The sequence below is a fragment of the Mucilaginibacter sp. genome, from assembly GCF_041088075.1.
Lineage (GTDB): Bacteria > Bacteroidota > Bacteroidia > Sphingobacteriales > Sphingobacteriaceae > Mucilaginibacter_A.
The window spans coordinates 36,534-44,783 of the sequence record NZ_JBGCVY010000018.1; the positions used below are offsets into that span (position 1 = coordinate 36,534).

Here is an 8,250-nt window from a genome sequence, read left to right on the forward strand (position 1 = left end):
GTTGATGCTTCTTTTATCGCATAAAGTTGAAAGCCTCACCCCGACCCTCTCCAAAGGAGAGGAAGCAAGCTGCACCAAGTTTTCAAGTCCCTCTCTTTTGTAGAGGGATTTAGGGTGAGGCGCACCAAATTTTACCCGATAAAAGAAGCATCCCGTTTTCAGAAACCTATTTCACCTTCCGCTTATTTCCTTTATAATCTGTAATAAAAATGGCTTCCGCGTTTTTGTCCAGCTCCATTTTTCGGGAAGATTGGGACAAATAAGTAGCACCGTAATAAAACTCCACATGTTTTTTCCGGTTGTTTTTGTAGATAATATCCGCATAAAAATCAGTTGGTTTTAAGTTGATCCAAACTGCCGGTGTTTTCTCTTTGATCTTCGAACTGAAAACTTTCAAGCTGTCCTGGTTTTGGGAAGCCACATACAGATCACCGCTTTTTGCAGAATGGACAACCGCCAAACCTTTCGCATCGCCATCTACAAAAAACCCGCTGCCTGTTACCGGTTTACTGCTGAAACCGCCTTTGCCATTGCCTTTAAGGTACAAACCCATAAATGCATCGTGCCTGCCGGTAAAAGGCTCCATACCATAATCGTTTCCAACCATCAGCAAATCCAAAGAACCGTCCTGGTCTATATCCCGGGCAACCATCCCATAAACCGGGGCCATTTGTGTTTCTAAAGGCATTGCACTGATCGAAAATTTGCCATTGCCTTTGTTTTCGATAAAGCTGGTGTTCATATCGGTCGCTTTTAAAATAACCGCGTTTTCCCGGTCTTGCTTGCTCCATAAATCATCCATGGTTGCACGGCCAAAGCCTTTATAAGTAGGGAATTTTTTTCGGGTGGAGATCACCTGGCTGATCAGATCATCACGGGTGTGCATCGGAAACGGTTTTTGGGTGCCGTCTTCTGCTTTCATATAACAAAAAATCATCGCATCATACGAACCGTTGTTATCTACATCTTTTGCTAAAATGGTCATCGGTTCGGCAAAAGTAGCTTTGTAATTAGAGTTTTGCCCCAGGTTTCCGGCGATGTAATCCATTTTGCCGTCATTGTTAAAATCACCGGCCACCAAACTGTTCCACCAGCCCACGTGCTGCTCCACGCCCGAATTGCCGACTTTGGTAAAACCATGTCCGTTGTTTTTATAAAAAGTGATTGGCATCCATTCCCCTGCAACCACCAAATCAACCAGGCCGTCATTATCAAAATCCGACCACAAAGCATCAGTGATCATGCCTGCATGTTCCAGCTCCGGGCAAAGTTCTTTCGTAACATCTACGAACTTTCCGCCTTCGTTCCGTAGCAAATGGCTTACCGGCGAGGCAGGATAAGCGCCGGAAACCGAACGACCGCCAACAAAAAGGTCCAGATCGCCGTCTTTGTCAAAATCAGCGGCACGAACACAGGAACCGTTATCATATTCTATCGGAACGGCGGCAAAATTCCGTTCAAACTGTCCTTTTCCGTTGTTGATGTACAAGCGGTCTTGTGCCGAGGAATGGCCTTTTGGGAACTCGTAACTGCCGCTCACCACATACAAATCCAAAAAACCATCGTTGTTGGCATCAAACAAAATCGCGCCCATATCCTCTTCCTCTTTAAAATCTTCGTGGAGGAAGCATTTGGTATCCGCAGTAAACCTGCCGTTTTTATCCTGCATAAAAAATGTGCCCTTGTTTCCGGCCGAGCCGCCAACGTAAAAATCATCATAACCGTTGTTGTCAATATCGCCCACAGCGATACAAGGGCCAAACTGACTCAGTTTATGCGGCAAAGTAGGCTGGATGTTGTAATCAATGGCGTCTTTTTCTTCGTGTTTGTAGCTGATGCCGGATTGCCTGGCCACCGATTGAAAAAGCGGAATCTCCTTAATAAAGATGCCCGGCGAAAAATTGCCACTACTGTTTTTATAGGCTAAATTTATGGTTTGGTCGGTTTTGATGTTGGTTAGCAATTGAGTTTTTCCATCCGGCCAGCGTACCCTTAAAGAATCAACCGAAGTAAAATCGCCCAAACCAAAATGTGCTTTGGCATCATCGGTAGAAAGATAACCGCGGCAAGGCTGCTGGTCATAAAACTGTTGTTTCCCCTGGTAATAAATGCGGATAGATGCTCCGATGCCTCCTGTATTTTTGCTGTCTCCTGTTAAACCAACGCTTAAATAATGATGGCCTTTGGCAACTTGTTTTTTATTGTTCAGCGTATTTTCATAGATAAAAGCAGGTTCATCAATGTTGTTGACAACCAGGTCAAGGTCGCCGTCGTTGTCCAGATCAGCATAAACGCCGCCGGTTGAAAATGCAGGTTTTGTAATTCCCCAGTTGGCAGATTGATTTTTAAAAGTATAACCGCCCGCATTTTTAAAAGCATAACTTACTGTTTTTACCACCGGAAAAGAATCGGCACTGGCAAGGGAAGTATTTTCTTTGGGCGAGCGGCCCTGGCTATTGCTGTAAAGCGCATGGTCCAGATCAGTTACATCCCTCGGATAACCGTTGGTAATTACCATGTCCCGGTAACCATCGTTGTCAAAATCGGCCACCAGCGGCGTCCAGCTCCAATCGGTTTGGTACATCCCGGCCAAGTAAGCCACTTCACTGAACTGCGTATGGCCGGAAGGCGTTTTGCCCTGGTTTAACTGCAGCACGTTGCGGATATATTGATGCTCGTAATTGTATTTTTTATTGTCAATGTAAGTGATGTAGTTATCGCCCATCAGCATGGTTTTCTTTCGCAGGTTTTCCTCGGGCAGCATTTCCAAAGAAACCAGGTCGGGCATACCGTCATTGTTGATGTCCACCATATCCGAACCCATTACCGACCAGCCCGTATGTTTAAAATATTCGCCTGCCCGGTTGGTAAAAGTTCCGTTTTTGTTGTTGATGTACAACAAATCGTTGGAGATAAAATCGTTGCCCACGTAAATATCCGGCCAGCCATCGTTGTTCACATCCGTGATCGAAACCGAGTTGCCAAAGCCTTCCATCAAAATGCCAGCTTCCTTGGTTACGTTGGTAAAGGTGCCGTTGCCATTGTTTTTATACAAACGGTCGTTGTTAACAGCACTTCCATCAGCTACTTTTGGCCGGTAAGCAACGGGCGTTCCTTTGTCCAGCACGTTGGTCAGCACGTATAAATCCAGCAAGCCATCGTGGTTGTAATCAAAAAAAATACCCTGCGTGCTGTAGCCGTTGTCATCAATACCGTAAGCGTGGGCAGACTCTTTAAAAGTTGGGATACCGTCTTTGTTCAGCTTTTGGTTGATGTACAATAAATTCCGGCGCTTGTTGGGGTCTTTGTTAAAAGAAGCGCAAACATAAATATCCGGCCAGCCATCGCCATTGATATCAACCACAGAAACGCCGGTACACCAACGGCGTTCGCCGCCAACTGCTGCTGCATCGGTAATGTCCTGAAACTTTAAACCGCCTTTGTTCAGGTACATTTTGTTGGGAACCATGTTGCCGGCAAAATAAACATCGGGCAAACCATCGTGGTTAAAATCGCCAATGCCCACACCGGCACCGTTGTACAAATATGGATGGTTTAAAATGTTTAAACTGTCGCTTTCGGTGATCGTGTTTTTAAAATCAACCCCAGTTTCGGATGCAGGGAGCAGTTTGAAAAGTGTGTTGGAATTGTCTTTTTTAGAGCAGGAAGCACATGCAAAAGCGATTAATATCGTGAGCAGTTTTGCGTGCCGAAAGGAATTGTATAACATGTTCTGTCAGGTACTTTCTAAAGTAAAATCTGCTTGATGGCAGCAGGTGATCAACCAAGGTTTATAGCGGTGAAATTACCATTTTTTTGTGCTTTTTTGCCCGAAAAAATTGTAAAAAGCAAACTGTTTCAGAGCCTGTTTAAAATTGTTCAGGGCTGATCGGTATGCTTCTTTTAGGCAGGTAAATTTGGTGTTGAAAGAAGAGGGGATTGTTAAAAAAGAAGGAAGGGCCACCGATTTTTAGGTGGTAAAAGAAGCATCGGAAAAAGGTTGAAGCAAATGTGTTTCTTCAAATCCTATCAAAACTTCATCAAATTGTATCGCTTGATAAGGATAACCGTTGAAAATATTTTATTAACTGTTAAATTTGACCTTTGCCTGTTTGCTGGCCATCAAAACCTGAATTGATTTCTTTCTGCTTTTATATGCGTAAGTTGTTTTATGTTTCATTTGTTTCTTTATTGCTAACCGCGTGTTCTGCACATCGAAACGACTGGAAAAAATCAACCGAAAACGCGGATTATATCCACCGTTCCATCCAGGAAGTTACCGATGTAATGCTGTACGATATTTATTCGCCGCCGGTCGCCAGCCGCATTTATGCTTACATCAGCGTGGCCGGATATGAAGCTGCGGTGAACGGCAACAGCAACTATATCTCGCTTTCGGGTCAGTTGCACGGTTTGGATTCTTTGCCAAAACCCGATCCGCATAAAAAATACAGCTTTAACCTGGCCGCTTCCCATACTATTTTAACCGTCGGAAAAACGCTGGTAACTTCCGAAGGGCGTATTGAAGCTTTCCATACCCAGTTGATGCAGGAATTTAAAGATGCAGGGATGCCGGACGAGGTGTACGAAAATTCCATCGCCTACGGCAAACAAGTGGCCGACAAAATTTTGGCCTGGGCGGCAAAAGATAAATACAAACAAACGCGGTCGTTATCCAAATACGATGTTTTAAGCGATGACGGCTCCTGGAAACCAACCCCGCCGGCCTATATGAAAGCGGTTGAACCGAACTGGGGAAAATTAAGGCCATTTATCATAGATTCGGCAGCACAATTTAAGCCTTTGCCTGCCCCGGCTTTTTCATCAAAACCGGCAAGTTCTTTTTACAAGCTGGCCTTGGCGGTCCATGATGCAAACGTTCACCTAACCGAAGAGCAAAAAGACATTGCCAATTTTTGGGACTGCAACCCGTTCAGGGTAAATACCAACGGGCATACCATGTTTGCCATAAAAAAGATCTCGCCGGGCGGCCATTGGATCAATATTGCGCATTTGGCCTGCCAAAAAGCAAAAGCAGATTATGTAAAAACTGCCGAAACTTATGCCTGCCTGGCTGTTGTTATTGCAGATGGTTTTATCAGTTGCTGGGATGAAAAGTACAGGAGCAAAGTCATCCGGCCGGAAACTTATATCAACCAATACATTGACCAGGCCTGGATGCCGCTGCTGCAAACGCCGCCTTTTCCCGAATACACCAGCGGGCATAGTGTTGTTTCCGTTGCCTCTGCCAAAATGCTGACCAAACTTTTTGGGGACAACTTTAGCTTTGCCGATTCTACAGAGGTGCGGTTTGACATCCCGGTTCGCACGTTTAAATCCTTTAACGAAGCCGCCAAAGAAGCGGCCATCAGCCGGTTTTACGGCGGCATCCATTACATCCCTTCCATTGAAAACGGGATGGACGAAGGTAGCAAAATTGCAGAATTTGCCATGCAAAAGTTAAAAACCAGAAGGTAAAACGGGAAAGAACAGGATTGAATTTTGGATTTATTGAACCAATTGGCAATGCTTCTTTTATCGGCATAAATTTGGTGAGCCAGAAATCAGGAGTGTCTCAGTTTGAATTTAATTCTTTTTTATAAATCCTCAGATAGATATTTGACTGTCTTTTGGAATTATAAATTGAAAGTTGTCTGGAAGTATAAACCAACTTGGCAGGCCACCTTGAACAAGTGGATAACCTTTTTCAGGATTAACACTCCACCAGCTCCTATCGTATCTAATTCCTTTAACTATTTTGCCGCTGTGAAGTTCTAATTCGGCTATAGAAAATTCTAAATTTCCTGGCTTAGTTCCATCGTAAAGAACGTTGTGAACCCGTTTTATTCGAGATTTAGGATGTTTAGCGTCAACAGGTGGAATAAGTGCCATTTTAAAATACGTTTAAATGAAAAAAGCCTCAATATTAGGAGCCTTAAATTATAAATAAGTTAACAGATTAATCAACCAGTTTAACAATATCTTCTATACTCATAAAATCTTTTGTTAGTCCTGCTGCCATTGCAGGTGTTATAAGCAAGGTTTTATGGGTTTTGCAGAAATTATAATAAACAAAATGTAATGCGATAGCGTGGCAATGGTTCTCAATCTTTTTAGAAAAAGCATTTGTTAAACGTGTAAACTTACGCATGTGCATACGCATAGTTAAATTTTGTCTTTCAACATAAAAAGTGCTTACAAAATCAGCATTTGGTTTACCTAATATTCTTTTCTTTTCAAATCCTGTGCAATCGCCAGGGCTGTATTTGCGTTCTGTGCTTGTTTTTCCTGCTGGTTCGCCATATATTTTAATTAGCATGGCATAATCAATTTTTGAACCGAAAGCATCAGGAACGGCGTTTAAATACGCTTTGTGGCCGTTAGTGGTTAACTGCACCCTATTCCTTAACCTGCCTTTTAGATCGCATATGAAAGTATAAGCAGATTCAGCACTACGATTACCAACAAACCAAGATACAATCATTTTGCTGTCAGCATCAATGCCGGTCCAAGTCCAAACATCGCCAGTATCGTTTCCCTTCATTTCTTCCGGCACATTCTTTTCTTTGGCATAAACAAAACTCCAAATTTCATCAGGTTCTATTCTTTGTGAAGTCAAACTATGTACAGTTTCATCATGAAAGTTCTGGCAAGCCTTACCAGTATCAACCAAAAGTTTAGTAACCGTATTTATGCTTACATCAGCAATACGGGAAGCAGCAAGCAAACTCACACCTTCAACAAGCATATTAATGATTTGTACTTTTTTGGCGATTGGTAACTTATTCATAGAACAAATATAATAATTTAATTTAAATGTCAAGCATAATAATTCAATTACAAATATTTTTTAGTAAAAATAAGAAATATTTTTTTTGTGTTTTGGTAAAATTAGATTATTTTTGAGAGCAAACAAATTGATGGATAATGAAAATATTACTACCAGGTTCTGAAATTGATGAAATACTTCGTCCGTACTATGCAATCGTAAAAGAAGCACTTACTGAAAGCTTCAACGATGTTTTGAGTTTCAAAAGCTTTGTTGCTGAACGAGGCGTTTTTATTAATTTAAAACCAAGAAGCAAGGGTTCTATGATTAATGATTCTGTCAGTGCAAGATTATCTCAAGCGGTTTTTAACGATCAAAATGCAAAGGTTATAGATTGCAATGGTGTGTTCGGCTTGTTAATTCAAAACAAGATATTTTTAAGGTTCAACAAAATGAATAAACATTTTAGAACCTCGGTTACACGTACAAATCAATACAAATCTTTTGAAAGAGGAACAGATCAGATAGAGGGTTTACCAAGAGATGTTACTATTATTTGGGGTGGTTTTACACCTAATTTAGCATGGAGCGAAATAAAAGGATATTTTCTATGTTCAATAAACGGGTCAATTTTAAACTGGTATTTTAATTTAAAAGAGTACATGGTTGAACAACTTCCTATTGACTTTGAAGAAGCTTTAAAAGAGGAAGTTCAAACAACAAAAAGAAGGGTTTCACCCAAGAAAATTGGCGAAGATCGCCAAACAGGAACGGAGGAATAAAATTTATGTCAAATTTTAATATCGGTATTTTAGCATTAGCGCGTGAAGCGAGAGGGCTTACGCAGGTGGAATTATCAACACTTTTAAAAGTCAAACAAGGAACAATTTCTCAGATCGAAAATGGAAAAGCAAATATATCTGAGGATATAGCAAAGAAGTTACCTTCAATTTTAAATTTTCCTGAGCAGCTATTTTATTCTGATAAAAAAGTAATAAAAGTAGAAGGACACTATAGAAAAAAGATTTCTTTACCTGTAAAAGAATTAAAAGAATACAAAGGTAAAATGACCTTTACAGAGTGGCACATAAACAAACTCTCAGATGCGGTTGATATTCCTAAACCTAATATTCCACTTTGGGATATTGAGAAAGATGGAACTATTGAAAAAGCTGCAAATTTTGTTCGTGAATATTGGAAAATTCCCAGGGGTAGAATTAATGACTTAGCAACCATTATGGAGAATAATGGTATAATTATCGCTCCGTTAGATTTACATAATATGGATGCTCTTAGCACATTTTCTTCAGAATATAATTTACCTATCATTTATATAAACAGAATGAGATCAGCAGATAGAATAAGGTTTAATCTCGCCCATGAGTTATGTCATTACGTATGTCATTTTGGAAAAAAGATTGCCTTAGACAATGAAGAAAGGGATATTGAAAAGGAAGCAAATACCTTCGCAAATGAACTAT

Annotated in this window: 6 protein-coding genes; 3 read left to right on the forward strand and 3 right to left on the reverse strand. The window is 41.0% G+C overall.

Going from position 1 to position 8,250, the window contains the following annotated elements; all coding sequences use genetic code 11:
* Positions 1 to 166: 166 nt before the first annotated feature.
* Positions 167 to 3,730: a VCBS repeat-containing protein gene (locus tag V5804_RS03330; RefSeq protein ID WP_369589952.1), complete on the reverse strand. Its 3,564-nt coding sequence runs from the start codon at positions 3,728 to 3,730 to the stop codon at positions 167 to 169.
* Positions 3,731 to 4,155: 425 nt separating this feature from the next.
* On the opposite strand from V5804_RS03330, the gene V5804_RS03335 reads away from it, so the two are divergent.
* Positions 4,156 to 5,478 (forward strand): vanadium-dependent haloperoxidase, encoded by a 1,323-nt coding sequence (locus tag V5804_RS03335; RefSeq protein WP_369589953.1) that lies wholly within the window; start codon positions 4,156 to 4,158, stop codon positions 5,476 to 5,478.
* Positions 5,479 to 5,607: 129 nt separating this feature from the next.
* Here V5804_RS03335 and V5804_RS03340 read toward each other — a convergent pair whose 3' ends face one another.
* Together V5804_RS03340 and V5804_RS03345 are read right to left on the reverse strand one after the other, a co-directional pair.
* Positions 5,608 to 5,892, reverse strand: a complete 285-nt coding sequence (locus V5804_RS03340; RefSeq protein ID WP_369589954.1) for a hypothetical protein — start codon at positions 5,890 to 5,892, stop codon at positions 5,608 to 5,610.
* Positions 5,893 to 5,959: 67 nt separating this feature from the next.
* Positions 5,960 to 6,790, reverse strand: a complete 831-nt coding sequence (locus V5804_RS03345) for an IS1 family transposase (protein WP_369589955.1) — start codon at positions 6,788 to 6,790, stop codon at positions 5,960 to 5,962.
* Between the two features lie 137 nt (positions 6,791 to 6,927).
* Here V5804_RS03345 and V5804_RS03350 point away from each other — a divergent pair, with 137 nt between their 5' ends.
* On the forward strand, positions 6,928 to 7,551 hold the full coding sequence (locus tag V5804_RS03350; protein ID WP_369589956.1) for a hypothetical protein: 624 nt from the start codon (positions 6,928 to 6,930) through the stop codon (positions 7,549 to 7,551).
* 5 nt (positions 7,552 to 7,556) lie between these two features.
* Positions 7,557 to 8,250, forward strand: a 694-nt coding sequence (locus V5804_RS03355; RefSeq protein WP_369589957.1) for a helix-turn-helix domain-containing protein, incomplete at its 3' end; no start/stop codon positions are given.